Genomic DNA, 24,667 nt, shown 5'->3' on the forward strand with positions numbered 1-24,667 from the left:
GATGCCGCCGAGATCGGAGGATCCGCGCCGGGACGCCACTGGCTCCCGGCGCGGATCGTCGCGGGGGTCGGAGCCGCGCGAGCCGGGCCTCGGCGGGATCTCCGACGCCCGCGCGTACACCCCGCGCGGGCGGACCGTGCGCGAGGGCGGCGGCGCCGAGCAACGGCGTACCCCCCGGAGCAACCGGTCCGGCGACCCGTTCCGGCCCGCGTTGCAGGTGCTCGACGGCGGCCGGGCCGGGCGGGCCGGCACGCGCGAGCCCGCCACCGACGGCGCCCGGTCCGGCCGCCGGTCCACCGCCGCGGGCGGCCGGGCCGGCGTGGTGCGGACCGTCTCGTCCCGGCCGGCGCGGGAACCGTTCGACGACGAGGACGACGCGCCGCCGCCACGCCGCCGGTCCCAGCCGCGCCGCCCGGCCGCCCAGCCCCGCCGCCCGGTCCGCAAGCCGCGCCGGCCGCCGCGGCTGGGCGACCCGCGCCGGCGCCTGCGGCTCGGCACCGTGCTGGCGCTGGCGCTGTTCGCCAGCATCGGCGTGCGGCTGGTCTACCTCCAGACCGTGGACACCCCGGCGTACGCCGACGGCGGCCTGCCCAACCGGCTCGCCGTGGTCGAGCTGCCCGCCGCGCGCGGGGCGATCCTCGACCGCGGCGGCGAGCCGCTGGCGCACAGCGTCGAGGCCCGGTACGTGTTCGCCGACCCGACCCGGGTCAAGGACCGGTTCGCCACCGCGCGCCTGCTCTCCCCGCTGCTCGGGATGCCCGCCTCCGACCTGGCCGAGAAGATGCGCGAGCGCACCCTGCCCGGCAGCGACACCCCGTCGCAGTTCGTCTACCTGGCCCGTGGTGTCGAGATCAGCACCGCGAAGAAGATCATGGCGCTGGAGCTGGCCGGCATCAACGTGCACCGCGACGAGCGCCGCGAGGTGCCCGGCGGCGACCTGGCCGCCAACCTGATCGGCTTCGTCAGCCAGGACATGAACGGCCTGGAGGGCCTGGAGGCCAAGTACGACGACGTGCTGCGCGGGCAGGCCGGCAAGCGGACCTACGAGGTGGGCCTGGGCGACCTGGCCGCACCCATCCCGGGCGGCTACAGCCGCACCACCCAGCCGCAGCCGGGCAGCTCGCTGAAGCTCACAGTCGACCGGGACCTCCAGTTCATGACGCAGCGGATCCTGGCCCGGCAGACGGCGAAGGTGAAGGGCAGCGTCGGCGCGGCGGTGATCATCGAGGTCCCGAGCGGTGAGGTGCTGGCGCAGGCCAGCCAGCCCACGTACGACGCGGCCAATCCCACGAAGGTCACCTCGCCGGCCGACCGGGACGACGCGGCCACCACGTTCGTGGTCGACCCCGGATCGATCCACAAGGCGATCACGTACGGCGCGGCGCTCCAGGAGGGCGTGATCACGCCGGAGACCTCGTTCCCGGTGGCGAACACGATCGTGCGGGGCGGTGTCACCTTCCGCGACACACACCCGGTCGGCGGCCGCACCATGAGCATCCCCGGCATGCTCGCCTTCTCGTCGAACGTCGGCACCATCGAGATCGCCGAGAAACTGGGCAAGGAACGGCTGTTCGACTACCAGAAGCGGTTCGGGCTGGGCCAGGCGACGGGTGAGGGCATGCCCGGTGAGGCACCCGGCCGGCTGCTCCCGCCGGACCAGTGGAGCGGCTCGGCGTACGGGTCGGTGCCGATCGGGCACAGCGTGGACGCCACGCCGCTGCAGATGGCCGCCGCGTACGCCGCGATCGCCAACAACGGCACGTACGTGCAGCCGCACCTGGTCAAGGAGACCATCGGCGCGGACGGCGAGCGCAGCCCCGCCGCGGCGCCCACCACCCGGTCGGTGCTCAGCCCGGCCAACGCGGCGGCGCTGCGCCAGATGATGGAGGCGGTCACCACCGTCGACGGCCCGGACGGCCAGGGGACCGGACTGGCCGCCGCCGTGCCCGGCTACCGGGTGGCCGGCAAGACCGGCACCGGGCTGCGCTACGACGGCGGCAAGCTCCAGCCCGGCGAGGTCGGCTCGTTCATCGGCATGGCCCCGGCGGAGAACCCCCGGTACGTGGTGGCGGTCTTCGTGTGGAGCCCCGGCGGCGGTGGCGGCGCGGTCGCCGCGCCCGCGTTCCGGGAGATGATGGGCTTCACTCTCCGCCACTACCGGGTGCCGCCGTCGCTCACCAACAAGTCCCCGAAGTTCGAGGTCTTTCCGCGCTGAGCGGGAACGGCGGGACATCATCGGTGAGTGGCGACGAACCACCGGGGCGGCTGTGCGGTCGGAACCGGACGACCGGGTAGGGTCTGACGCCGTGCCCGGCAATCCACGTCCCACAACCGTGCGTCCCGTACGGCTCGGCGACCTCGCCGCCCGCGTGGCGGCGACAGCGCCGGAGGAGGCCGCCGAGCCGGCCGTCACCGGCGTGACCCACGCCAGCCAGGAGGTACGCCCCGGCGACCTGTACGCCGCCCTGCCCGGCGCCCGGCGCCACGGCGCGGAGTTCGCCGCCGCCGCCGCGCGGGCGGGCGCGGTGGCCCTGCTGACCGACCCGGCCGGCGCGGAGCTGGCCGCCGGGAGCGGCCTGCCCGTGCTCGTCGTCGACGACCCGCGCGACGCGCTCGGCGAGGTGGCCTCGACCATCTACGGCGACCCGACCGCCGGCCTGACCGTGATCGGGGTGACCGGCACCGCCGGCAAGACCTCCACCAGCTACCTGGTCGAGTCCGGGCTGCGCGCCGCCGGGCACGTCACCGGGCTGATCGGCACCGTGGAGACCCGCCTCGGCGACCTGGTGATCGACAGCGTCCGGACCACTCCGGAGGCCACCGACCTGCACGCCATGCTCGCGGTGGCCCGCGAGCACGGGGTGGACACCGTGGTCATGGAGGTGTCCAGCCACGCCCTCGCCATGGGCCGGGTCGGCGGTGTCCGGTTCGACGTCGGCGGCTACACCAACTTCGGCTCCGACCACCTGGACTTCCACGCCGACGAGGCGGACTACTTCGCGGCCAAGGCCAAGCTGTTCGACGGCCGCTGCCGGGTCGAGGTGCTCAACCACGACGACCCGGCGCTGCGCCCGCTGTACAGGCCGGGCACCGTCACCTACTCGGCGGCCGGCGACCCGGACGCGACCTGGTGGGCCGACGGCGTCGACGGCGAGGGGTACGCGCAGCGCTTCGCGCTGCACGGGCCGGACGGCCTGACGCTGCCCACCGGCGTCGCACTGCCCGGCCGGCACAACGTCGCGAACGCGCTGCTGGCCGTCGCGCTGCTGGTCGCCGCCGGGGTGGACCCGCGGACCGCGGCGCGCGGCGTGGCCGCCTGCGGTGGCGTACCCGGGCGGCTGGAACTCGTCAGCGGCGACGCCCCGGTGCGCGGGGTGGTCGACTACGCGCACAAGGCAAACGCGATCGAGGCGGTGCTGACCGCGCTGCGTGGCCTGACCACCGGCCGGCTGATCTGCGTGCTCGGCGCCGGCGGCGACCGGGACCGGGGCAAGCGGCCGGTGATGGGCGGGGTGGCCGCGCGCGGCGCCGACGTGGTGCTGGTGACCGACGACAACCCGCGGACCGAGGACCCGGCGGCGATCCGGGCCGAGGTGCTGGCCGGCGCGTACGCCGCCGCGACCCCGGCCCGCGTCATCGAGGTGCCCGGACGGCGGGCGGCGATCGAGGAGGCGGTCCGGGTGGCCGAACCGGGTGACGTGGTGGCGGTGCTGGGCAAGGGCCAGGAACGCGGCCAGGAGATCGGCGGCGAGGTGCTGCCGTTCGACGACCGGGTGGAGCTGGCGGCGGCGCTGCGCGCCCGCTTCGGTGACCTGGTGGGTCAGCGGTGATCCCGCTGACGCTGGCCGAGGTGGCCGCAGCTGTCGACGGCCGGCTGGCCGGCGCCGACCCGGACGCCCGGATCACCGGCACCGTCGAGTTCGACTCCCGCAAGGTGGGCCCGGGCGGGCTGTTCGTCGCCTTCCCCGGCGAGCGGGTGGACGGCCACGACTACGCGGCCGGCGCGGTGGACGCCGGCGCGGTGGCGGTGCTCGGCACCCGTGAGGTGCCGGGCGTGCCGATGGTGCTCGTCGGCGACACGCTCGACGCGATGGGCCGGCTGGCCCGTACGGTGGTCGACCGGCTGCCCGCGCTCACCGTGATCGGGCTGACCGGCTCGTCCGGCAAGACCACCACCAAGGACCTGATCGCCCAGATCGCGGTCCGGCTCGGCCCGACGGTGGCGCCGCCCGGCTCGTTCAACAACGAGCTGGGACACCCGTACACCGCGTTGCAGGCCACTGCGGAGACCCGCTACCTGGTGATGGAGAAGGGCGCCCGCGGGGTCGGGCACGTCCGCTACCTGTGCGACGTGGTGCCGCCGCGGATCTCGGTGGTGCTCAACGTCGGCGTGGCGCACCTCGGCGAGTTCGGCTCGGTGGAGGCCATCGCGCTCGCCAAGGGGGAACTGGTCGAGGCGCTCCCGTCCGACGGGCTGGCCGTGCTCAACGCCGACGACCCGCGGGTCGACGCGATGGCGGCGCGGACCCGGGCCCGGGTGGTCCGCTACGGCGAGTCGGAGCGCGCCGACGTGCGCGCCGTGGACGTGACGCTGGACGGCCGGGGACGGCCGTCGTACATCCTCGTCACCCCGGAGGGCAGCGCGCCGGTGCGGCTCGGGCTGACCGGCCGGCACCAGGTCTCCAACTCGCTCGCCGCCGCGGCGGTCGGCCGGGAGCTGGGCCTGCCGCTGCCCGAGCTGGCGGCGGCGCTGAACGAGCTGGGCCTGGTCTCCACCCGGCGGATGGACGTCTTCGAGCGCCCCGACGGCGTGACGGTGATCGACGACTCGTACAACGCCAACCCCGCCTCCACCGGCGTGGCGCTGCGGGCGTTGGCCAGCATGCGCGGCGAGGGGCGTACGGTCGCGGTGCTCGGCTACATGGCCGAGCTGGGCGACTTCGAACTTCAGGGGCATCAGCAGGTCGGCCGGCTCGCGGCCGACCTGGGCGTGGACCGGCTGCTCGTGGTGGGCGAGCCGGCGGCGCCGATCCACGAGGGCGCGACAGCGGTAGGTAACTGGGGAGGAGAGTCGGTGCTGCTCACCGATCAGGCGGCGGCCGTCGAGGTGCTGCGGAGCGAGCTGCGTCCGGGAGACGTGGTGCTGGTTAAGGGCTCCCGGTACCGGACCTGGGAGGTGGCCGACGCGCTGCGCGCGGACGCCCGGGAGACGGCCACGGAGGGCGGCGCGGCATGAGGGCGGTCATCGTCGCCGTCGGCGTCGCGTTCCTGATCTCGCTGTTCGGCACCCCGATCGCGATCAAGGTGTTCGCCCGGCTCAAGGCCGGCCAGCCGATCCGGTCGAACCTCGGGCTCGCCAGCAACGAGGGCAAGAAGGGCACGCCGACGATGGGCGGCGTGGTCTTCATCCTGGCCACCGTCATCGCGTACGTGGCCGGGCACCTGGCTCTGACCACGCTGCCGGACGCGCAGATCGCCCAGGTCGAGCCGACCATCACGGCGCTGGTGCTGCTGGGGCTGATGGTGTTCTCCGGCGCGGTCGGCTTCATCGACGACTTCCTCAAGGTGCGCAAGCGGCACAGCGGTGGCCTCAACAAGCGGGGCAAGCTGGCCGGGCAGATCCTGGTCGGCGCGGTCTTCGGCGCGGTGGCGGTCTACTTCCCGTCCAGCATGACCGACGCCGGCGGCAACGCGACGAACACCGAGACGGTGGGCAGCACCACGCTGAGCTTCATCCGGGACATCCCGGCGCTGGAGATCGGCAAGATCGGCGCGGTGATCGTGATCATCATGGTGGTGATGGCGGCCACGAACGGCGTGAACCTCACCGACGGCCTGGACGGCCTGGCCACCGGCGCCTCGGTGATGGTGCTCGCGGCGTACGCGCTCATCGCGTTCTGGCAGTACCGGCACTGGTGCGCCGACCCGAACTACACCGAGGCGTACTGCTACACAGTGCGCGATCCGCTGGAGATCGCGCTGATCGCGGGCGCGGCGGCCGGTGCCTGCGTGGGCTTCCTGTGGTGGAACACGTCCCCGGCGCGGATCTTCATGGGCGACACCGGCGCGCTCGGGCTGGGCGGCCTGATCGCCGGCATGGCGATGTCCACCCGGACCATCCTGCTGCTGCCGATCCTGGGCGGCCTGTTCGTCATCGTCACGATGTCCGTGGTCATCCAGATCATCTCCTTCCGTACCACCGGCAAGCGCGTGTTCCGGATGTCGCCGTTGCAGCACCACTTTGAGCTGGCCGGCTGGAGCGAGGTCAACATCGTGGTCCGGTTCTGGATCATCGCGGGCATCGGCGTGGCCATCGCACTGGGGCTGTTCTACAGCGAGTTCCTCGCCGCGGTCAGCTGACGCCGGGGGTGTGCGGATCCGACACGCCGACCGGGCCGTTGCGCCACGGGCGGGCGGGTGGAGCGGCCATGATGGGCCTGTGGGGGAGGGACGAGACATCCAGGTGACCAGCGACCCGCCGGCCCGCCGTGCCCCGGCGGCCACGCCACCGGCCGACCCGCCCGTGGCGCGCTGGGATCCGGCCGGTGGCCTGGCCGCGCTGCGTGGTCTGCTGGCCCGGCCGCTGGCCTCGTACTACCTGCTGCTGTCCAGCGCCGGCCTGCTGCTGCTGATCGGCCTCACCATGGTCTTCTCCGCCACCAGCGTGAAGGACTTCGCCGAGGGCGGCGACGCGTCCGCGTCGCTGACCAAGCAGGCCGTGTTCGCGGTGATCGGCATCGGCGCGTTCTGGGCCTGTCAGCGGCTGCCCGCGCGCACGTTCCGGGCGGTGAGCCGCCCGGCGGTCGGCGTGGCGGTGGCGCTGCTGCTCACCCTCAACCTGCTCGTCGCGTTGAACTCGCTGTTCGGGGTGACGTCGATCGGGCCGTTGAAGGCCGAACTCCTCTCGCTCTCCCTGGGCCCGATCTCGCTGCAACCGGTCGAGGTGGCGAAGTTCGCGCTGGTGCTGTGGGCGGCGCACGTGCTGGCCCGCAAGGGTGCCGCGCTGGGCTGGTGGAAGGAACTGGCGACGCCGCTGTTCCCGGTGGTGGGCCTGCTGTTCGTCCTGGTCGGCTTCAACGACCTGGGCAGCATGCTCTGCCTGCTGGCGCTCGTGGTCGGGCTGCTCTGGGCGGCCGGCGTGCGGGGCCGGGTCTTCGCCGCGCTCTCCGCGATCGGTCTGGCCGGCATCGGCCTGCTGGTGGCCGCCGCCTCGCTCGGCGCCGGCTCCGGCTCCCGGGACGCCGACAACTACCGGCTCGGCCGTCTCACCATGTGGCTCGACCCGCCGGATCCGAAGACCTGCTTCGAGCAGCAGTTGGACTACTGCTACCAGCTCGTGCAGGCCCGCTACGCGATCGGCAACGGCGGCTGGTTCGGCGTCGGCCTGGGCCAGAGCTCGCTGAAGTGGAACTACCTGCCCGAGGCGCACAACGACTTCATCTTCGCCATCGTCGCGGAGGAGCTGGGCGTGGTCGGCTGCACAGTGGTCCTGACGCTGTTCGCCGTGCTCGCGTACACCGGGATGCGGATCGCCCGCCGGGTCGAGGACCCGTTCCGCCGGCTCGCCGCCGCCGGTGTGACCGCCTGGCTGGTCGGCCAGGCCGTCATCAACATCGGTGGCGTCACCGGCCTGCTGCCGCTGACCGGCGTACCGCTGCCGTTCATCTCCGACGGCGGCAGCGCCCTGGTGGTGACGCTCGCCGCGATCGGCATGCTCGCCTCGTTCGCCCGCGCCGAGCCGGACGCCGCGCGAGCGCTGCACGCCCGTCCGCCCGCCCGATGGGTCCGGCTAGTGTGGGCCCCGTTGCCGCCGCTTCCCGGCCGGCGCCGCCGACCGGCGCCGCCTCCGGCCGACCGAGGGTCCGTGCCCCGGTCCCGGCAGCGGCGGCAGGACGACCAGGCCGCGCCCCGCGGCGCCCGGTCCGACCGGGCGCGCGCCGGCGCGGCGAGCGAGAGGAGACGCTGATGGGTCCGCTGCGTTCGGTGGTGCTCTGCGGAGGGGGTACGGGCGGGCACATCTACCCGCTGCTCGCCTTCGCCGACTGCCTGCGCCGACACGACCCGAGCGTCCGGATCACCTGCCTGGGCACACCGAAGGGGCTGGAGAACGAGCTGATCCCGCCGGCCGGTTACGACCTGCGGCAGATCCCGGCCTACCAGCTTCCCCGGTCGGTCAACATGAGTCTGGTGCGCACCCCGGACCGGATGTGGAAGGCGGCGCGCGCGGCGGGCAAGGTGATCGACGAGGTCCAGGCCGACGCCGTGGTCGGCTTCGGCGGGTACGTCTCGGTGCCCGGTTACCTGGCCGCGTGGCGGCGGGAACTACCCATCGTCATCCACGAGGTGAACGTGCCGCCGGGCGTGGCGAACCGGCTCGGGATGAAGTTCACCAAGAACGTCGCGGTGGGCTTCCCGCACCAGCCGGCCCAGGCCGAGGCGTTGCGCGACGCCCGCGTGGTGGGTGTGCCGCTGCGCCGGGGCATCGCGGGGCTGGACCGGGCGGCGCTGCGCGACGCCGCCCGCGCCCACTTCGGACTCCGTCCCGACCTGCCGGTGCTGTTCGTCGCCGGTGGCTCGCAGGGCGCCCGCTCGATCAACCTGGCGGTCTCCGGCGCGGCCAAGGAACTGGCCCGCAACGGCGTGCAGGTGCTGCACGTCATCGGCGCCCGCAACGAGCCGGTCTCGGTGCCCACCGACCTGCCGGTGCCGTACGTCACGCTGCCGTACCTGTCCGAGATGGAGCTGGGCTACGCCGCCGCCGACCTGATGCTGGCCCGGGGCGGCGCGATGACCTGCGCCGAGGTGGCCGCGATCGGCCTCCCCGCCGTCTACGTGCCCTACCCGCACAGCAACCAGGAGCAGAAGCGCAACGCGCTGCCGGTGGTGGAGGCCGGCGGCGGGCTGCTGGTCGACGACGCCGAGATGACCCCGGCGTGGCTGGAGCGGACGGTGATCCCGCTGATCCGGGATCCGCAGCGGCTGCACGCGATGGGCGCCGCCGCGGCCGGGTACGGCCGCCGGGACGGCGACGTGGCGCTGCTGAACTTCGTCTACGAGGCGGTCGCCCGCTGATGTGGGACACCGCGACGGGAAGGTACGTCTCATGAACACCGCGCAGTTCACGCCCGCCGGCACCATGACGGCGGAGGACCTGGGCCGGATCCACCTGATCGGGGTGGGCGGCGTCGGGATGGCCGGGCTGGCCCGGCTCTTCCTCACCCGGGGTCTGCCGGTCTCCGGCAGCGAGCTGCGGGAGTGGCCGTCGCTGGCCGGCCTGCGGGCGCTGGGCGGCACCATCCACTCCAGCCACGAGGCGTCCAACCTCGACGGGGTGGACACGGTGGTCTACTCCTCCGCCATCCCGCAGGACCACCTGGAGATGGTCGAGGCGCGTCGCCGGGGCCTGCGGGTGCTGCACCGCTCCGAGGCGCTCGCCGCCGCGATGACCGGCCGCCGCACGGTGGCGGTGGCCGGCACCCACGGCAAGACGTCCACCACGTCGATGGTCACCATGGTGCTCCAGCAGGCCGGCACCGACCCGTCGTTCGTGATCGGCGGCGAGATCTCCGAGGTGGGTTCCGGCGCGCACCACGGCACCGGCGAGCACTTCGTGGTCGAGGCGGACGAGAGCGACCGTTCCTTCCTCATCTACCGCCCGTTCGTGTCGATCATCACGAACATCGAGGCGGATCACCTCAACACCTACGGCGACCTGGCCACCCTGGAGGCGGCGTTCGCGGAGTTCGCCAGGCTCACCGACCCGGCCGGCTTCGTGATCACCTGCGCCGACGACGCGGGCGGGCGCCGGCTGGCCGAGACGCTGCGGGCCGAGGGCCGCCGGGTCTGGACGTACGGCGAGTCCGCCGACGCGGACCTGCGGATGAGCGAGGTCGTCTCGTCCGCGCACGGGGTGCGCTACCAGGTCGAGATCGAGGGCCGGCCGCTGGGCGAGATCCGGCTGCCGGTACCGGGCCGGCACATGGCGCTCAACAGCGCCGGCGCGGTGCTCACCGCGTACCTGCTGGAACTGCCGGTGGCCGCGGCGGAGGCCGCGCTCGGCGCGTTCCCCGGCGTGCGGCGCCGCTTCGAGCGCAAGGGCGTGGCCGACGGCGTGCTCGTCTACGACGAGTACGCCTACCACCCGACCTCGATGACGCTGGCGTTGCAGACGCTGCGCGAGGTGGCCGGCGACGGCCGGCTGATCGTGGTGTTCCAGCCGTACCGGCTCTACCGCACCCGCGACAACCAGGCGGAGATCGCCGCCGCGCTCGGCATCGCCGACGAGGCGGTGCTGCTTGAGGTCTTCGGTCCCGGTGAGACGCGCCGCCCCGGTGAGGGCTCGGCCGCGCTGATCGAGGTGGTGCCGTTGCCGGCCGAGCGGAAGGTGTTCGTCGAGTCGTGGGACGACGTGCCGGGCGAGGTGGCCCGGCGGGCGCGCACCGGCGACGTGGTGGTGACCATGGGCGCGCCGCCGATCTCGCTGATGGGTGACCAGTTGCTCGACGCGCTGCTCGCCCGCTCCGGCGGGGGCGCGGGCCTCGGCGCCGGCGTCGACCCGGACGGCGCGGCGACCACGGCCGGATGAGTCCCGGTCCGGCCCGTGGCCGTACCCCCGGACCGGACGGCGGCGGCGGGCGGCGCAGCCCGGCCCGGCGCTGGCAGCTGGTGCGGGCCAACGCGGACGCCGTGCCGCCGTCGACCCGCCGGTTCATGGCCCGGGCCCGGCAGCGGCGGATGCGGGCCGCGCTGCCCTGGGCGGTGGCCGCCGCGGTGCTTGCCGTCGCGGGCCTGGTCGCGTGGACGGTGCTGGGCACCGGGCTGTTCGGCGTGCGCGAGGTACGGGTGGTCGGCGCGCGGCTGGTCACCCCGGTGCAGATCCGCGACGCGGCGGCGGTGCCGGACGACGAACCGCTGGCCCGGGTGGACCTGGCCGCGACCGCGCGCCGGGTGGGCACGCTGCCGCCGGTGGAGAGCGCCACCGTGGAGCGGGACTGGCCGGGCACGCTGGTGATCCGGGTGCGGGAACGCACGCCGGTGGCGGCGGTGCCGCAGGGGGAGGGCTTCGTCGTCGTCGACGGCTCGGGCGTGGTCTTCCAGCGCCTGGACCGGGCGCCGGACGGGTTGCCGCAGATCCGGGTCGCCCGGCCGGGCCCCGACGACCCGGGTACGCGGGCCGGCCTGGCGGTGCTCGCCGCGCTGGGCGGGAAGCTGCGCGCGGAGCTGGTCGCGGTGGACGTGGCCGGGCTGGCGCGGATCACGCTGCTGCTGCGCGGTGAGCGTCAGGTCTTCTGGGGCGACGCCTCCCGGGGCGCGGACAAGTCCACAGTGGCTACCGCGTTGCTGAGCCGCAAGGCGGACCGGATCGACGTCAGCGCGCCGGACGTGGTCACGTTCGAGTGACCCGTGGCTCAACGAGCTGGGCTGTGTCCCCTGTCGCTCGGTCGGCGACACGCCGGAACAGGTCCTTGGCTCCTGGCGCGGCGGCGCATACGTTGCCCCGAAGAGATCAGTGGTTGACATAACTCTAAGCCTCTAGTAGAGGGTGAGGGTTCAGCCGTCGGAGACGACGAAGGACATGTTCGACCGCTGATCCGGCCAAGCCGTGTGGGGTCGGCCCATGCCAATCTCGAAGGGAAAGGACCGGAGATGACACCTCCGCACAACTACCTGGCGGTCATCAAGGTCGTCGGCATCGGGGGCGGCGGCGTCAACGCCGTCAACCGGATGATCGAGGTTGGGCTCAAGGGCGTCGAGTTCATCGCGATCAACACCGACGCGCAGGCGTTGCTGATGAGTGACGCCGACGTCAAGCTCGACGTGGGCCGGGAGCTGACCCGGGGACTGGGCGCGGGCGCCAACCCGGACGTCGGCAAGAACGCCGCGGAGGACCACCGCGACGAGATCGAGGAGGTCCTCAAGGGCGCGGACATGGTGTTCGTGACCTGCGGCGAGGGCGGTGGCACCGGCACCGGCGGCGCGCCGGTGGTGGCGAACATCGCCCGCAAGCTCGGCGCGCTCACCATCGGCGTGGTCACCCGGCCGTTCTCGTTCGAGGGCAAGCGCCGGCAGGTCCAGGCCGAGGCGGGCATCGAGGAGCTGCGCAACCAGTGCGACACGCTCATCGTGATCCCGAACGACCGGCTGCTCGCGCTCGGCGACCGCAACATCTCCATGATGGACGCGTTCCGCACCGCGGACCAGGTGCTCCTCTCCGGTGTCCAGGGCATCACCGACCTGATCACCACGCCGGGCCTGATCAACCTGGACTTCGCCGACGTCAAGAGCGTGATGAGCGGCGCCGGCAGCGCGCTGATGGGCATCGGCAGCGCCCGCGGCGAGAACCGCGCCGTGGAGGCGGCCGAGGCGGCCATCTCCAGCCCGCTGCTGGAGCAGAGCATGGACGGCGCGCGCGGCGTGCTGCTGTCCATCGCGGGCGGGTCGGACCTCGGCCTGTTCGAGATCAACGACGCGGCGCAGCTGGTCACCGACGCGGCCCACCCGGACGCGAACATCATCTTCGGCGCGGTCATCGACGACGCGCTCGGCGACGAGGTGCGGGTCACGGTGATCGCGGCCGGCTTCGACGGGGGCACGCCGGCGTACAAGGCGGTGGAGCCGCCGCGCAAGAGCAACCAGAACCCGCCGGCCCAGCCGAACGCGCCGGCGAGCCCGCCGGCCACCATGCCGGCGCCGCAGCAGCCGTCGCGCCGGGTGCTCTTCGACGACGTCGACGTGCCCGACTTCCTCAAGAACGGGTCCTGAGCCGCGCCGATGACGGAGTCACAGACGGCGGTGCGGCCCGAGCGGCGCGCCGAACTCGCGGCCGGACTGGCCCGGGTCCGGGCCCGCATCGCCGACGCCTGTGCGGCGGCCGGGCGGCAGCGCGACGAGGTCACACTGGTCGCGGTGACGAAGACGTACCCGGCGGCGGACGTGGTCGCGCTGGCCGGTCTGGGCGTGACCGACGTCGGGGAGAACCGCGACCAGGAGGCGGCGCCGAAGGCCGAGGCGGTGGCCGCGGCCGGGGCGTCGCCGCGCTGGCACTTCATCGGCCAGCTGCAGCGCAACAAGGCCCGTTCGGTGGTCCGGTACGCCGACGTGGTCCAGTCGGTGGACAGCGTCCGGCTGGCCGCCGCGCTGGACGCCGCGGCCGGCGCCCTCCGGGACCGGCCGCTGGACGTGCTGGTGCAGGTGAGCATCGACGGCGACGCGGCCCGGGGCGGGGCGCTGCCGGGCGCGGCCGACCCGCAGCGCGGGCTCGACCCGGTGGCCGCGGCGGTGGCCGGCGCCGACGGTCTGCGGCTGGCCGGCCTGATGGCGGTGGCGCCGCTGGGCTGGGAGCCGGACCGGGCGTTCGCCCGGCTGGCCGAGGTGGCGGCGGCCCTGCGGGCCGACCATCCCGGCGCCACGGCGCTGTCGGCGGGCATGAGCGGAGACCTGGAGAGCGCGATCGGGTACGGCGCGACACATGTCCGTGTCGGCAGCGCGTTGCTCGGAATGCGCCCTGCGCTGCGGTAGCCTCACCACGACGGAAGCAAATTACATCAGTGTTGTTCAGGACGGCGTTCCCGTAGCCGGGGGCCGTGACGGGCGGACCGCGAACCGCACGTCAGGGGATTGCCGATCCGGTCCGGTGGGCATGATCGTCCACTCGTGATCAAGCGACACGGCACGGGGGCGCGTGCCGCACGGCGGACGGAAGGGCGCGGGGATGGGTGCACTGCGCAAGGCGGGGGTCTGGCTCGGTCTCGTCGAGGAGGACGACGAGCGGGCGTACGAGGACGGTGGCTACGACAAGGGTGGCTACCGGGACTCGTCGCGCTACCGGTCGAGCCGGTACGCCGAGGAGTTCGCCGACGAGGACGACGACGAGGCCGAGGAGCCGCCGACCACGCGTAGCCGGCTCGGCGAGCGCGGCCGGCTGTCCGAGCGCGCCTCCAGTCGCTCGGCCGACACCGACCGGGGCGAGACCGAGCGCCCGGAGCGGGTCGATCGCTCCAGCGTACGGTCGATCACCCGGTCCTCCGCCGGGGACACGTCGGGTGCCCTGACCTACCACACCCGGGACAATCTCGCCCTCGCGCCGCAGGCCCAGCCGCGCGAGCGGGAGCGCGTGGCGCCGGAGGACGAGCAGCGCTACCAGATCACCACGCTGCACCCGACCACGTACCGCGAGGCGCGGACCATCGGCGAGCACTTCCGCGACGGCGTACCGGTGATCATCAACCTCACCGAGATGGACGAGGCGGACGCCCGCCGGCTCGTCGACTTCGCCGCCGGGCTCGCGTTCGGTCTGCGCGGTACGATCGAGCGCGTGACCAACCGGGTGTTCCTGCTCTCACCGGCCAACGTCCAGGTCACCGCTGAGGACAAGGCCAAGATCGCTGAGGGCGGCTTCTTCAGCCTGAGCTGACCATGACCGAGGGACGTCGCCTGCCGTGTTGTCGATCCTGTTCCAGGTGCTCTACCTGGTGCTGTACATCTTCCTAATTGTCCTTTTGGCGCGCTTCGTGCTGGGCGCGGTGCTGGCCTACGGTCGCCGCTGGCAGCCGGGCCGGGGAGCGTCGGCGGGACTGGAAGTCGTGTGGAGCGTCACTGATCCGCCCCTGCGAGCGTTGAGGCGTGTGATCCCGCCACTGCGAATTGGTACCGTGAGCATCGACCTGGCCTCCCTTGTGCTCCTGGTTATCCTGTTCGTGCTGATGGAGTTCGTGTTTAGGCGCCTGATCTTCGCGTTTGCCTGACCAGAGCGCTTTCGCGGCCGCAACTGACCCGAGGAGTTTCGATGCCGCTGACCCCGGCCGACGTTCACAACGTCGCCTTCAAAAAGCCGCCGATCGGCAAGCGGGGGTATGACGAGGAGGAGGTCGACGCCTTCCTGGACGAGGTCGAGCGCGAGCTGGCCCGTCTGATCGAGGAGAACAACGAGCTGCGCGCCCAGGTGGAGCGCGGCGGTCGGGGTGGCGCTCCCGCCGGCCCCGGCGGTGACGCCCGCCTCGCGGCGGAACTCAACGACGTCAAGGCCCAGCTCGACCGGGTGCAGCGGGACAAGGCGGCCGCCGAGCAGGCGGCCCGTGCGATGCAGGCCGAGCTGGAGCAGGTACGCGCGCAGGGTGGCCCGGCCGGCGTGACCGGCGACGGCGAGCAGCAGGCGCTGCGGGTGCTCATGATGGCCCAGCGCACCGCCGACGACCACGTCTCCGACGCCCGTCGCGAGGCCGACCAGCTGCTCTCCGAGGCCCGTTCCAAGGCCGAGGAGGTCACCCGGGAGGCGCGCGCCAAGGCCGACGCCCTGGAGCGGGACGCCCGCCAGCGGCACCAGGAGGCCATGGGCGGCCTGGACGCCAAGCGCACCGCGCTGCAGAAGCACATCGAGGAGCTCAAGCAGTTCGAGCGCGAGTACCGCACCCGCCTCAAGGCCTACCTGGAGAGCCAGCTGCGTGACCTCGACGGTCGCGGCCAGGGCCTCGAGGTGGAGATGAACCGCGAGGGCAACCGCGCCACCGGCAGCAACGGTCTCGCCGCGGCCGGCCTGGCCGGCTCCTACGGCGGTGGCCGCGCGGGCTCGCTCGAGTCCGGCCGCTGATCCCGCGTCGGTGGCCGTCCCAGTGACGGCCACCGACCGCCCAGACCGACACGACGCGGCCGGGGGTGAGCCGTGGTAGCCGCCAGCATCCTGCTCATCCTCGTCGCGGTCGTGCTGCTGATCGCCGGCCTCGCCGGCGGATCCAGCCTCCTTCTCATCGTCTCGATCGCGGCCAGCCTGCTGTCCGCCGTCGCCTTCGTCGCGTTCGCCCGCCAGGCCGCCGCGGCGCGGGCCACGGCCGGCCGGGAGACCGGGCCGCGGCTGCGGACCCCGCACACCGTTCCGTCCCCTGACGAACCGGTGAGCCCGGTCCCGCACCACACGTCCACGGTCGGCGCCGGCGGACCCGGGTGGCGGCAACCGCCCGGGTCGCCGGTGACCGAGCCGGACGACCCACCGCCGCCGGCCGCGTACTCGCCGCCGTTCGACGCCGGGCCGGACGAGGAACCCGCGCCCTACTCGCCGCCCGGCCCACGCGTCCCGGAGGCCCCGCGCCCCACCTCGCCGGCACCCGGCGAGGCGTTCGACGGCGACCCGCCGGCCGAGTTCCTCTCCTCCGGGGAGGTCGCCCGGCTGGTCCGGCTGCCCGCCGACGTCCTGGTGGTGGACGGGCACCCCCGCTTCCATCTGCCCGACTGCCCGCACCTGGTGGGCCGGGACGACGAGCCACTGCCGGTGGCCGAGGCGGTCGCTCTGGGCTTCACCCCGTGCGCGCACTGCGCCGCCGCCACCACCCTGCTCGCCGAGGCTCCGCGCTGACCATGACGACCGCTGACGACACGCTCACCGTCGCGGTGCGGGTGAAGCCCGGGGCGGCCCGCGCCCGGGTGGGCGGCCGGTTCGACGGCCCGTACGGGCCCGCGCTCGTCGTCGCGGTGCACGCGCCGGCGGTGGACGGCCGCGCCACCGAGGCGGCCCGCCGGGCACTCGCCGACGCGCTCGGCGTCCGGCCGGCGACCGTGTCGCTGCGCTCCGGCGCGGCGAGCCGGGACAAGCTCTTCCTGGTGGAGCGCCCGCACGACGGGCTGCCGGAGGTGCTGCGCCGGCTGCGCGACGGCAGCACGGCGTGAGGTCCGGTCGGGCCGGCCGGCGATGACCCCGGGGCTCGACGTCGCGTTGCTCGTGGGCGCCGCCGTGCTGCTGGTCGCGGTGGGCGCGGTGCGGTTCTCCACCCGGCTCGGCGTACCGAGTCTCCTGGTCTACCTGGCACTGGGCGTGCTGCTCGGGGAGGCCGGTCTGGGCATCCGGTTCGACGACGTCGAGCTGACCCGGGTGCTCGGCTTCTGCGCGCTCATCGTGATCATCGCGGAGGGTGGTCTGACCGCGCGGTGGAGCACGTTACGGCCGGTGCTCGGCCTGGCCGCGGCGCTGTCCACTGTCGGTGTCGTGGTCAGCATCGTGGTCGTCGGCGTGGTGGTACACCTGCTGCTCGGCCTGGACTGGCGGCTGGCGCTGCTCTACGGCGCGGTGCTCTCCTCCACCGACGCGGCGGCCGTGTTCGCCACGCTGCGCCGGCTGCGCCTGCCGCCCCGGCTGGTGGCCGCGCTGGAGGCCGAGTCCGGGGTGAACGACGCCCCGGTCGTGCTGCTGGTGCTGCTGCTGTCCCGCGCCGGGGCCGAGGTGGCCCACCCCTGGTGGTACGAGGTGCTGCTGCTCGGCTACGAGCTGAGCGCCGGCGCGGCGGTCGGGGTCGGCGCCGGGCTGGCCGGCCGGTACGCGCTGCGCCGGGCGGCGCTGCCGTCGGCCGGCCTGTACCCGATCGCTGTGGTCGGTTTCACCGTGCTGGCGTACGCGGCCGGGTCGGTGCTGCACGCCTCGGGTTTCCTCGCCGTCTACGTCGCGGGCGTGCTGCTCGGCAACTCCAGGCTGCCGCACCGGCAGGCCATCCTCGGCTTCGCCGACGGGCTGGCCTGGCTGGCCCAGATCGGCCTGTTCGTGCTGCTCGGCCTGCTGGTGTCGCCGAGCCGGCTGGATGCGGCGGTGCTGCCGGCCGTGATCACCGGGCTGGCGCTGCTGCTGCTCGCCCGGCCGTTGTCGGTGGCGATCTCCGCGCTGCCGTTCCGGGTGAACCTGCGCGAGCAGCTCTTCCTGTCCTGGGCCGGGCTGCGCGGCGCGGTGCCGGTGGTGCTGGCGACCATCCCGTTGTCGTTGCACGTGCCGGGGGCGGGCCGCCTGTTCGACGCGGTCTTCGTCCTGGTGGTGATCTTCACGCTGCTCCAGGCGGGCACGCTGGCGCCGGCGGCCCGCCGGCTGGGCGTGACCGCGCCGGCCGAGGCGAGCGAGATCCTGCTGGAGACCGCCCCGCTGGAACGGATGCGAGCCGACCTGCTCCAGCTCGAGGTGCCCGCCGGGTCGCGGATGGCCGGGGTGCACGTGGACGAGCTGCGCCTGCCGGTCGGGGCCGCCGTCACCCTGGTGCTGCGCGACGGTGTCGGTTTCGTGCCCGGCCCGGACACCCGGCTCAAGATCGGGGACAGCCTGCTCATCGTCGCCACGGCGGGCGTGCGGGACGAGACCGAGCGGCGGCTGCGTGCGGTGAGCCGCCGGGGACGGCTGGCGAGGTGGTTCGGGGAGTACGGCGAGGAACCGGCCCGCTGATCTGCTACGGTTCCTTTTGCCCCGATTGATGGCAGTCCGGGGCGGATACGTGGGACGACGGTGCGGCACGTTGTCGGACGCCTGTACGTTCCGTATTCTTGCCAACCTCCGGAGTGCACGGCGGTCCCGTTCGCCGTGCACCCTTCCGTACGCGGAGACGTCGACGAGGGCGTCCCCGCCCACGTACCGCTGACCGCCGCGCCATGCGGCTGAGGGAGCTGACGATGGCGAAGCCAGCCGACACCAGGACCGCCGGTCGCAAGCCGGTGGCGAAGGCCACCCGCAGCGCGGCGGAGACCGAGAAGATCCGGGCCGCCCTGGCGGCACGGCGGGACGAGCTCAACGCCGAGTACGATCAGACGCTGAGCGAGATCACCGAGCTGCAGCGCGACCGGCTGACCGACTCGGCCGGGGACGACCAGGCCGACACCGGGACCAAGACGTTCGAGCGCGAGCAGGAGATCTCACTCGCCAACAGCATCAAGGAGCGGATCACGCAGGTCGAGCGCGCGCTGGAGCGGCTCGACGAGGGTGGCTACGGCTGGTGCGAGCGGTGCGGCAACCCGATCCCGGTGGAGCGGCTCGCCGCGTTCCCGTCGGCCACCCTCTGCGTGAGCTGCAAGCAGCTGGAGGAGCGGCGCTGATCACCGCTCCCCGGCGGCCGAACGGCAGACGGTGACCGCCACCGTCGCGAGCGTCGATGGGGAGCAGATGACCGCAGCACCGCCCGCCGGGTCCGGCACCACCGAGACAGGCGCCGGCACGCCCCGCCGCAGGGCGGTCACGCTGCTGCTCGGCGTCTCCCTGTTCTCGCTCCTGGCGGACCTGGGCACCAAGCAGCTCGCGCTCAGCGAGCTGCCCGGCCGGGAGCCGGTGTCGGTGCTCGGCGGCGCCGTCTACTTCACGCTCACCCGCAACAGCGGCGCGGCCTGGAGCATCGGTTCCGACCACACCTGGGTCTTCCCGATCATCACGTTCGTGGTGATCGGGTGGATCGCCTGGATGACGCTGCGGCTGCGCTCGCTGCCGTGGGCGGTGTCGCTGGGCCTGGTGCTGGGCGGCGCGCTGGGCAACCTGATCGACCGGATCTTCCGCGCGCCGGGGCACTTCGTCGGCCACGTCGTCGACATGATCAGCCTGTTCGGGCCGTACGGCGAGTACTACCCGGTGTTCAACCTGGCCGACAGCTCGCTGGTGTGCGGCGTGGTGCTCGCGGTCTTCCTGGAGCTGACCGGCCGGCAGCGCGACGGCTCCCGGCTGCGTGACCAGAAGCGCGACGACAAGCGCGATGACAAGCGCGACGACGCCACCACGGCCGAGCAGCGGGAGAGCGCATGACCTCCGCCTTCGCCGCCGGCGGCGACACCCGCTCCCTGCCCGTGCCCGACGGCCTCGACGGCATGCGCCTGGACCAGGCCGTGTCCCGCCTGTTCGGGCTCTCCCGCACCGCCGCCGCCGGTCTGATCGACGCCGGCGACGCGCTCGTCGACGGCGTCGCCCGGCCCAACTCGCACAAGGTCAAGGCGGGCTCGTGGCTGGAGGTCACGCTGCCCGCGCCGCCCGCCCCGCCGACTGTGGTGCCGCAGGCGGTGCCCGGCCTGACCGTGGTGTACGCCGACGACGACATCGTGGTGGTGGACAAGCCGGTCGGGGTGGCGGCGCACCCGAGCCCGGGCTGGACCGGCCCCACCGTGATCGGCGGGCTGGCCGGCATCGGCCACCGGATCTCCACCAGCGGCGCCGCCGAGCGGCAGGGCGTGGTGCACCGGCTCGACGTGGGCACCACCGGGATCATGGTGGTGGCCAAGAGCGAGCGCGCGTACACCTCGCTGAAGCGGGCGTTCAAGTACCGCGAGGTGGAGAAGCGCTACCACGCCGTGGTGCAGGGCCACCCGGACCCGTCGAGCGGCACCATCGACGCGCCGATCGACAGGCACCCGCACCACGACTACCGCTGGGCGGTGGTCTCCGGCGGCAAGCCGAGCATCACCCACTACGACACGATCGAGGCGTTCCCGGCGGCCAGCCTGCTCGACGTGCGGCTGGAGACCGGGCGTACGCACCAGATCCGGGTGCACTTCTCCACGCTGCGGCACCCCTGCGTGGGCGACCTGACCTACGGCGCGGACCCGACGCTGTCGGCCCGGCTCGGGCTGTCCCGGCAGTGGCTGCACGCCCGCTCGCTGAGCTTCGCGCACCCGGGCACCGGCGACGCGGTGACGTTCGTCAGCGAGTACCCGGACGACCTGGCCCGGGCGCTGGAGATCCTGCGCGACTGACGTGAGCGACCATCCCGCGCCGCCGCGCCGGTCCCGGTCCGCCGCGCTGACCTGGCTCGCGCTGGCCTGCGCGCTCGTGGTGCTGGTGGTCGCCGTGGCGCAGCGGCGGGACCGTCCGGCGAGCGACCGCACGGTCGGCGAGGTCACGAGGGTGGGCGTGACCGGCGGCGCGAGCATCCCGGAGTACCTGCGCGCCGCCGGGGACGAACTGGCCCGCCTCGACGCGCCCGACGGCTACGCGCTCGTCTCGTTCGGCGACTATCTGACCCCGGCGCGGGCGGCCGCCGTGCTGGACGGCACGCGGGTCTCGGCGGTGGTGGCGCGGGTGCCGCTGCCCGGCCGGCAGACCGAGATCGTCCGGATCGCGGCGCTGCGCCTGCCGCGGGACGTGGTGGCCGGGATGGCCGGCGTCGCCGGGCGCAAGGACCGGGAGGCCGCCGACTACCGCTCCCGCGCCGCCGCCACCGCCGATCCGGAACTGCGCCGGGTGTACGACAGCGGCGCCGATGTCGCCGTCCGCGAGGCGGCGGCGTACCGGACGGGCTGCGCCTGCGTCTACGCCGCGGTGGTGAGTGCCACGCCGGACGCCCTGCGGGCGCTCGCCGGCCGGCCCGGCGTCCGGGTGGTGGACCCGGCGCCGGAGGTGCGCCGCCTGGACCGGAGCGTGTTCACCCCGCCGCTGCCCGAGCAGCGTGACGTGGCCCGGCCACCGGCCGACACCTGGCACGCGGAGGCAGGCGGAATGGGCGATTCGTCGGAAGCCGCACGGACGGTGAGCGGACCTTTACCGACCGCCCCCGCGCCACCCGCCGGTTCCGGGGCACCCAATCCCGCTCCCACCTCCTGAGACGTCCAGGCACGCGGCGACCCGGCGGATCCCATCGTGCGGCGGGCCGACGGGCGATGTGCGGCGCGGGGAGTGGTCCGAATAGGGTTTCGTTCGTAGCCTGTCAGGCGGAGATCGATGGGCTGGGGGAGGGCGAATCCTTGGACGGCAGCGAGACCGGCTGGGGTCGGCAGGGCGAGCCGGCACCGCGGTGGCGGGCGCTGCTCGACCGGGCCCGGCTCGGCGGTCGCGGCGCGGAGCACGCCGACGCCGACCGGCACGTCGAGGAGCAACCGGCCCCGCCGCCCGACCCGCTGCCGCGTCGTGGCGCGGGCACCGGCTGGACCGGTCGCGCCGCAGCCGTCGGTCGCGCCCCCGACGGGTCGTACGGCGCCGAGCCCGGTTACCGGGCCGAGGCCACGTTCCGGGTCGACCCGGCCTTCCGCGCCGATCCCCGCCGCGACGGCGAGCCGGCCTACCGGGCCGACCCGGCTTACCGCAGCGACCCGGAGCCGTCCTGGCGTGCCGGGCAGCCCTACCCGCCCGACCCGCCCCGGCGTGCCGACCCGTCGCTCGCGCCCGAGCAGCCCTTCACCGCCGAGCCGCGCTCGGAGCCGTCCTGGCGGCCCGAGCCCGCCCGCCCGGAGCCGCTCGGCCGGGCCGAGGCGCCGGCCGAGTCCCGGTACTCCCTTCTCGACGGTGGCTACCGGCCCGCGCCGCCGCCGGCCGAGTCCCGCTACGCGCTGCTCGACCGGGGCCGCTACCGGCCCGACGCGCCGCCGGCCCCGGAGCCGGTGGTGCCCGCGCCACGCCGCCCGCTGGAGGAGCGCTCCGGCCGGGCCGAGGCGTCCCACGCGCAGTGGCGTGCCCCGGAGCCGGACCCGGAGGTGGAACGGGCGACCAGCGTGCTGCGCCGCGAGCTGGGCACCCCGAGGGTGCTCGCCTTCGCCAACCCCAAGGGTGGGGTGCACAAGACCACGGCGACGGTGCTCGCCGCCGCCACGGTGGGCAGCGTACGCGGGCGCGGCGTGCTCGCCTGGGACGACAACGAGCTGCGCGGCACGCTCGGTCTGCGGGCCGGCAGCGCCCGGCACGCCCGCACCATCCGCCACCTGATCCACGACCTGGCGCAGATCGAGATCCTCGAGGGCAACACGCTGCTGTCGCACCTCGACGACTACCTGCGGCACGCCTCCGACGGCTCGTACGACGTGCTGGCCGGTGAGGAGAGCCCGCGCTTCGCCCAGCGGCTCGACCAGTTCACCGTCAAGCGGGTGCTGGAGCTGCTGCGCCGCACCCACGAGGTGGTCTGCGTGGACACCGGCAACAACGTGGAGAGCCCCAACTGGCGCACCGTCATGCAGGCCGCCGACCAGCTCGTGGTGACCACCGTGCCGCGTGAGGACGCGGCGTTCAGCGCGGACTGGATGCTCGACCTGCTGCACGAGGTGGGCATGGGCGAGCTGGCCGACAACGCGGTCACGCTGATCTCCTGCCCGACGCCGGGGCGCACCTCGCTGCAGGACGACCTGGAGCGGCACTTCGCCACCCGTACCCGCGCGGTCGCCGTGGTGCCGTACGACCCGGCGCTGGAGACCGGCTCCTCGATCGAGTACCACCAGCTCCAGGCCGAGACCCGCGACGCCTGGCTCAAGGCGGCAGCGGTGATGCTGGAACCGTTCGCGCGCTGAGCGCCGACCACCGCCCCGCGTCGTGCCCGGGCCTGAGAGGATCAACGCGTGAGTCCGGACACCAGTGAGCCCGAGCGGGCGCGCGAGCGCGGCGACGGCGACGTTCCGCGGCCGGGCGACGCCCCGCGTCCCGGCGAGGCCCCGCGGCCGGGCGAGGCCCCGCTGCCCGGCACCGCCCCGCGTCCCGGCGGCGACGTGTGGCCCGGGGCCGCTCAGCCGCCCGGCTGGCCCGGCGGCCTGCCGGTGCCGGCCGGCACACCGGTCACCGCCCCCGGCGCCGACCCGCTCGCCGGGCATCCGTTCGTGGCGGCGGAACTGCCCGGCGCCACCCGGTCGCGCCGCCCGCTGCTCACCGCGCTCGGCGTGGTCGGGCTGCTCACCGCGCTCGGCGTACCGCTCGGCCTGCTCTGGGCGTGGCTGGCGCCGGCCACCCCGGTACGCCAGACCCCGGCCGGCGCGGTCTACACCACGCCGCAGCCGGAGCAGCCGATCGCCGCGGACGGCTGGTTCAGCCTCCTGACGCTCGGCTTCGGCGTGCTCGCCGCCATCGCCCTGTGGGTGCTGCTGCGCCGCCGGCGTGGCCCGGCGGGCCTGCTCGCGGTGACGCTCGGCGGCATCGGCGCGGCGGTGGTTGCCTGGCAGGTCGGCCGCCGGATCGGGCTGTCGACGTTCCAGCGGCTGGTGGAGACCGCGCCGCCGGGCACCGCGTTCACCAAGCCGGTCGACCTGCGCGCCGGTGGCGTCGACTGGTACGGCCCGTTGCCGCTGCCGCACGGTAACCTGCTGCTCGCAGCCTTCGGCGCCGCAGTCACGTACACGCTGCTGGCGGGCTGGTCGCGGTGGCCGTCGCTGCGGCCGGAGCCGGAGCCCGACGCCGCCTGGCCGCCGCCCCCGCCCGGGTTCAGTTCGGCGCCGGGGGACCAGCCAGCTCGCTGAGCGGCACCGGCACCGCGCGCACCCGCCGCAGCAACGCCGTCTCCCGGTTGAGCAGGCGCAGCTCGGCGCGGAGCCGGCCGGCCGTGTCGTCGACGGCGAGCAGCCGCTGCCGGTCGGCGACGGTCAGCGCGGCGGTCGCCGCGACCAGGTGTGACAGGACCGTGGGATCCTCCGGCAGCTGCTCGGTGATCTCCTGCTGCTCGGGCCGGATCAGCCCGAGATACTGCCGGAACACCGAGATCACCCGGGCCGCGAGCAGGTCGGCGGTCTCGTCCGGGCCGTCCGGCTCCGGCAGCCACTCCACCTCGGCGGTGAGGTACGGCTCGGTGGAGGCGTCGACCTCGGCGACCCGGAACCGTCGCCGCCCCACAGTGACGATGTCGAAGCCGCCGTCGGCCAGCTCGGTGACCTGCCGCAGCTCGGCGGTGCAGCCGACCTCGTGCAGCGTGACCTCGCCACCGGCCGGCCCGGAAAGCCCCGGCGGCCCGGCCGGCGCCACCTCCCAGCCGGCCCGGATCGCCACCACGCCGAACTCGCGCGGCGCGCCCTCGGGCAGCCCGACGAGGTGGCGCACCAGCGCCTTGTAGCGCTCCTCGAAGATGTGCAGCGGAAGGACCAGCCCGGGGAAGAGGACGGTCCCGAGCGGGAACACCGGCAGCCGTGCGCTCACGTGATCGAGCGTATCGCCAACGCGCCCGCCCGCGCGTGTCCCGGCTCACCGTCCCGGCGTGCGGGCGGGCCCGGCCGGTGG

At 74.4% G+C, this 24,667-nt stretch carries 23 protein-coding genes; 22 read left to right on the forward strand and 1 reads right to left on the reverse strand.

All coding sequences use genetic code 11. The annotated features are described in order from the left end of the window. Nucleotide 1 precedes the first annotated feature (1 nt). From AB0C17_RS05280 to AB0C17_RS05385, 22 genes are all read left to right on the forward strand, one after another. Nucleotides 2-2,215: a penicillin-binding protein 2 gene (locus AB0C17_RS05280; RefSeq protein ID WP_357476744.1), complete on the forward strand. Its 2,214-nt coding sequence runs from the start codon at nt 2-4 to the stop codon at nt 2,213-2,215. Nucleotides 2,216-2,267: 52 nt separating this feature from the next. After that, the gene (locus AB0C17_RS05285; protein ID WP_357380777.1) at nt 2,268-3,830 is read left to right on the forward strand and encodes a UDP-N-acetylmuramoyl-L-alanyl-D-glutamate--2,6-diaminopimelate ligase; all 1,563 of its coding nucleotides are present in this window, start codon (nt 2,268-2,270) and stop codon (nt 3,828-3,830) included. Further along, entirely contained in the window at nt 3,827-5,236 is a 1,410-nt protein-coding gene (murF, locus tag AB0C17_RS05290; protein WP_357380779.1) for a UDP-N-acetylmuramoyl-tripeptide--D-alanyl-D-alanine ligase, read from the forward strand. Before AB0C17_RS05285 ends, murF begins: the two co-directional genes overlap by 4 nt. After that, a complete protein-coding gene (gene mraY / locus AB0C17_RS05295; protein ID WP_357380781.1) occupies nt 5,233-6,360 on the forward strand; it encodes a phospho-N-acetylmuramoyl-pentapeptide-transferase in 1,128 nt (375 codons plus the stop codon). The genes murF and mraY overlap by 4 nt, the downstream gene beginning before the upstream one ends. A 163-nt stretch (nt 6,361-6,523) precedes the next feature. Next, nucleotides 6,524-7,966 (forward strand): putative peptidoglycan glycosyltransferase FtsW, encoded by a 1,443-nt coding sequence (locus tag AB0C17_RS05300; RefSeq protein ID WP_357381166.1) that lies wholly within the window; start codon nt 6,524-6,526, stop codon nt 7,964-7,966. Further along, the gene (gene murG / locus AB0C17_RS05305; protein ID WP_354870154.1) at nt 7,966-9,072 is read left to right on the forward strand and encodes an undecaprenyldiphospho-muramoylpentapeptide beta-N-acetylglucosaminyltransferase; all 1,107 of its coding nucleotides are present in this window, start codon (nt 7,966-7,968) and stop codon (nt 9,070-9,072) included. The genes AB0C17_RS05300 and murG overlap by 1 nt, the downstream gene beginning before the upstream one ends. A 31-nt stretch (nt 9,073-9,103) precedes the next feature. Next, on the forward strand, nt 9,104-10,585 hold the full coding sequence (gene murC, locus AB0C17_RS05310) for a UDP-N-acetylmuramate--L-alanine ligase (protein ID WP_357476747.1): 1,482 nt from the start codon (nt 9,104-9,106) through the stop codon (nt 10,583-10,585). Further along, the gene (locus AB0C17_RS05315; protein WP_357380786.1) at nt 10,582-11,400 is read left to right on the forward strand and encodes an FtsQ-type POTRA domain-containing protein; all 819 of its coding nucleotides are present in this window, start codon (nt 10,582-10,584) and stop codon (nt 11,398-11,400) included. The genes murC and AB0C17_RS05315 overlap by 4 nt, the downstream gene beginning before the upstream one ends. Nucleotides 11,401-11,646: 246 nt before the next feature. Further along, the gene (gene ftsZ, locus AB0C17_RS05320) at nt 11,647-12,762 is read left to right on the forward strand and encodes a cell division protein FtsZ (protein ID WP_357380788.1); all 1,116 of its coding nucleotides are present in this window, start codon (nt 11,647-11,649) and stop codon (nt 12,760-12,762) included. 9 nt (nt 12,763-12,771) lie between these two features. Then, nucleotides 12,772-13,518 (forward strand): YggS family pyridoxal phosphate-dependent enzyme, encoded by a 747-nt coding sequence (locus AB0C17_RS05325; protein WP_357469554.1) that lies wholly within the window; start codon nt 12,772-12,774, stop codon nt 13,516-13,518. A 193-nt stretch (nt 13,519-13,711) separates the two neighbouring features. Beyond that, nucleotides 13,712-14,413, forward strand: coding sequence for a cell division protein SepF (gene sepF / locus AB0C17_RS05330; protein ID WP_357469552.1), 702 nt, complete (start codon nt 13,712-13,714; stop codon nt 14,411-14,413). A 25-nt stretch (nt 14,414-14,438) separates the two neighbouring features. Further along, nucleotides 14,439-14,744 (forward strand): YggT family protein, encoded by a 306-nt coding sequence (locus AB0C17_RS05335; RefSeq protein ID WP_357380794.1) that lies wholly within the window; start codon nt 14,439-14,441, stop codon nt 14,742-14,744. A 41-nt stretch (nt 14,745-14,785) separates the two neighbouring features. Further along, nucleotides 14,786-15,586, forward strand: coding sequence for a DivIVA domain-containing protein (locus AB0C17_RS05340; RefSeq protein WP_357380797.1), 801 nt, complete (start codon nt 14,786-14,788; stop codon nt 15,584-15,586). Between the two features lie 72 nt (nt 15,587-15,658). Next, nucleotides 15,659-16,345 (forward strand): hypothetical protein, encoded by a 687-nt coding sequence (locus AB0C17_RS05345; protein ID WP_357476750.1) that lies wholly within the window; start codon nt 15,659-15,661, stop codon nt 16,343-16,345. Nucleotides 16,346-16,347: 2 nt separating this feature from the next. After that, nucleotides 16,348-16,656 carry a DUF167 domain-containing protein gene (locus tag AB0C17_RS05350; RefSeq protein WP_357380801.1) on the forward strand — a complete coding sequence of 103 codons (309 nt, stop codon included), beginning with the start codon at nt 16,348-16,350 and terminating at the stop codon, nt 16,654-16,656. Nucleotides 16,657-16,678: 22 nt separating this feature from the next. Continuing rightward, nucleotides 16,679-18,184: a potassium/proton antiporter gene (locus AB0C17_RS05355; protein WP_357476753.1), complete on the forward strand. Its 1,506-nt coding sequence runs from the start codon at nt 16,679-16,681 to the stop codon at nt 18,182-18,184. A gap of 224 nt (nt 18,185-18,408) precedes the next feature. Then, nucleotides 18,409-18,828: a TraR/DksA C4-type zinc finger protein gene (locus AB0C17_RS05360; protein WP_091268039.1), complete on the forward strand. Its 420-nt coding sequence runs from the start codon at nt 18,409-18,411 to the stop codon at nt 18,826-18,828. Nucleotides 18,829-18,895: 67 nt separating this feature from the next. Then, entirely contained in the window at nt 18,896-19,522 is a 627-nt protein-coding gene (gene lspA, locus AB0C17_RS05365; protein WP_357380805.1) for a signal peptidase II, read from the forward strand. Then, nucleotides 19,519-20,463 carry an RluA family pseudouridine synthase gene (locus AB0C17_RS05370; protein ID WP_357380808.1) on the forward strand — a complete coding sequence of 315 codons (945 nt, stop codon included), beginning with the start codon at nt 19,519-19,521 and terminating at the stop codon, nt 20,461-20,463. The genes lspA and AB0C17_RS05370 overlap by 4 nt, the downstream gene beginning before the upstream one ends. 1 nt (nt 20,464) lies before the next feature. Continuing rightward, nucleotides 20,465-21,310, forward strand: a complete 846-nt coding sequence (locus tag AB0C17_RS05375) for a hypothetical protein (protein ID WP_357476755.1) — start codon at nt 20,465-20,467, stop codon at nt 21,308-21,310. A gap of 140 nt (nt 21,311-21,450) precedes the next feature. Beyond that, nucleotides 21,451-22,980, forward strand: a complete 1,530-nt coding sequence (locus AB0C17_RS05380; RefSeq protein WP_357476758.1) for an ATPase — start codon at nt 21,451-21,453, stop codon at nt 22,978-22,980. A 48-nt stretch (nt 22,981-23,028) separates the two neighbouring features. Then, a complete protein-coding gene (locus tag AB0C17_RS05385) occupies nt 23,029-23,916 on the forward strand; it encodes a DUF2567 domain-containing protein (protein ID WP_357476761.1) in 888 nt (295 codons plus the stop codon). Here AB0C17_RS05385 and AB0C17_RS05390 read toward each other — a convergent pair. Next, a complete protein-coding gene (locus AB0C17_RS05390) occupies nt 23,882-24,586 on the reverse strand; it encodes an LON peptidase substrate-binding domain-containing protein (protein WP_357476764.1) in 705 nt (234 codons plus the stop codon). The genes AB0C17_RS05385 and AB0C17_RS05390 overlap by 35 nt on opposite strands. Between the last annotated feature and the right edge of the window lie 81 nt (nt 24,587-24,667).

This window comes from Micromonospora sp. NPDC048887 (assembly GCF_040649715.1).
GTDB lineage: Bacteria > Actinomycetota > Actinomycetes > Mycobacteriales > Micromonosporaceae > Micromonospora.

What these genes read in the sequence shown, in the direction of transcription:
- AB0C17_RS05280 (WP_357476744.1), top strand. Translation starts at nt 2, where the DNA reads ATGCCGCCGAGATCGGAGGATCCGCGCCGGGACGCCACTGGCTCCCGG.
- mraY (WP_357380781.1), top strand. Translation starts at nt 5,233, where the DNA reads ATGAGGGCGGTCATCGTCGCCGTCGGCGTCGCGTTCCTGATCTCGCTG.
- murG (WP_354870154.1), top strand. Translation starts at nt 7,966, where the DNA reads ATGGGTCCGCTGCGTTCGGTGGTGCTCTGCGGAGGGGGTACGGGCGGG.
- murC (WP_357476747.1), top strand. Translation starts at nt 9,104, where the DNA reads ATGAACACCGCGCAGTTCACGCCCGCCGGCACCATGACGGCGGAGGAC.
- AB0C17_RS05315 (WP_357380786.1), top strand. Translation starts at nt 10,582, where the DNA reads ATGAGTCCCGGTCCGGCCCGTGGCCGTACCCCCGGACCGGACGGCGGC.
- ftsZ (WP_357380788.1), top strand. Translation starts at nt 11,647, where the DNA reads ATGACACCTCCGCACAACTACCTGGCGGTCATCAAGGTCGTCGGCATC.
- AB0C17_RS05325 (WP_357469554.1), top strand. Translation starts at nt 12,772, where the DNA reads ATGACGGAGTCACAGACGGCGGTGCGGCCCGAGCGGCGCGCCGAACTC.
- sepF (WP_357469552.1), top strand. Translation starts at nt 13,712, where the DNA reads ATGGGTGCACTGCGCAAGGCGGGGGTCTGGCTCGGTCTCGTCGAGGAG.
- AB0C17_RS05340 (WP_357380797.1), top strand. Translation starts at nt 14,786, where the DNA reads ATGCCGCTGACCCCGGCCGACGTTCACAACGTCGCCTTCAAAAAGCCG.
- AB0C17_RS05350 (WP_357380801.1), top strand. Translation starts at nt 16,348, where the DNA reads ATGACGACCGCTGACGACACGCTCACCGTCGCGGTGCGGGTGAAGCCC.
- AB0C17_RS05355 (WP_357476753.1), top strand. Translation starts at nt 16,679, where the DNA reads ATGACCCCGGGGCTCGACGTCGCGTTGCTCGTGGGCGCCGCCGTGCTG.
- AB0C17_RS05360 (WP_091268039.1), top strand. Translation starts at nt 18,409, where the DNA reads ATGGCGAAGCCAGCCGACACCAGGACCGCCGGTCGCAAGCCGGTGGCG.
- lspA (WP_357380805.1), top strand. Translation starts at nt 18,896, where the DNA reads ATGACCGCAGCACCGCCCGCCGGGTCCGGCACCACCGAGACAGGCGCC.
- AB0C17_RS05370 (WP_357380808.1), top strand. Translation starts at nt 19,519, where the DNA reads ATGACCTCCGCCTTCGCCGCCGGCGGCGACACCCGCTCCCTGCCCGTG.